Annotated in this window: 1 protein-coding gene and 1 pseudogene; one reads left to right on the forward strand and one right to left on the reverse strand. The window is 42.6% G+C overall.

Annotation, left to right across the window (positions count from 1 at the left end):
* Nucleotides 1–780 (forward strand): aldehyde dehydrogenase family protein (locus VXQ92_RS21255; RefSeq protein WP_416683096.1); only part of this gene is annotated, 780 nt, incomplete at its 5' end.
* Between the two features lie 52 nt (nt 781–832).
* Here VXQ92_RS21255 and VXQ92_RS21260 read toward each other — a convergent pair.
* Nucleotides 833–1026, reverse strand: a pseudogene (locus VXQ92_RS21260) (acetoacetate decarboxylase); the annotation flags it as partial.

A 1026-nucleotide genomic window follows, 5' to 3' on the forward strand; every position in this document is an offset into this window, starting at 1 on the left:
ATTAACCCAATGATTTTATTACCCGAAGCTCTAAAAGTGCGTGGTGATAAAATTGCGACCGAACTTAGTGGTTCAGTGGTTTTAGGCTGTGGTCAGTTCTGTACCAATCCGGGTTTAATTTTAGGTATTAAATCAGCTGAATTTAGCCAGCTCATTAGCAACCTGACTGAAATTATGGGGGCTAAGCCTGCACAAACTATGCTCAATGCCGGCACCTTAAAAAGTTATACCGCTGGTCTTGAGCATTTAACCGAGCATCAAGGCATCAAGCATTTGGCAGGTCAAACTCAACAAGGCAATCAGGCGCAGCCGCAACTGTTTAAAGCTGATGTTGAGCTTTTACTGGCGGGTGATCAGCTTTTACAAGAAGAAATCTTTGGGCCAACCACAGTCATCATTGAAGTTGAAGATAAAGCCCAACTCATTCAAGCCCTACAAAGCATGAATGGGCAACTAACTGCGACTTTAATTGCCGATGAAGCTGACTTAACCGAGTTTGCAGATGTAGTTCCTGTGCTAGAGGAAAAAGCTGGTCGATTACTTATAAATGGCTACCCAACAGGTGTTGAGGTCTGTGATGCCATGGTTCATGGTGGACCATACCCAGCCACTTCAGATGCACGAGGTACTTCAGTTGGAACCTTGGCCATTGACCGTTACTTGCGCCCTGTGTGTTACCAGAACTATCCGCAAAGTTTATTGCCGGAAGCCTTAAAAGACAGCAACCCGTTGCAGATTTTAAGACTGGTGAATGGTGAGATGACCAGAGAAGCGATCTAAAAAATAAAAAGAGACCACGAGTTGGTCTCTTTTTATATCTCGAAGAATAGATTTATAACGGAGTAGGCAAATTAAGGAATGCTTGGGCATCTTGAATAACATCCAAGCGGAGAATTTTTGAAGCGCCAAGTTCATTTAGCAACTTTGTCAAAGGGCCTTCATTTTTCACAAATTGTACTTTCTTTGGAAAAAGCTTTTGCGCAAAAGAAAGAACGTTTGATTGAACATCTGTTTGATGCCATTTCC

It is taken from the genome of Acinetobacter sp. 228 (assembly GCF_048147885.1).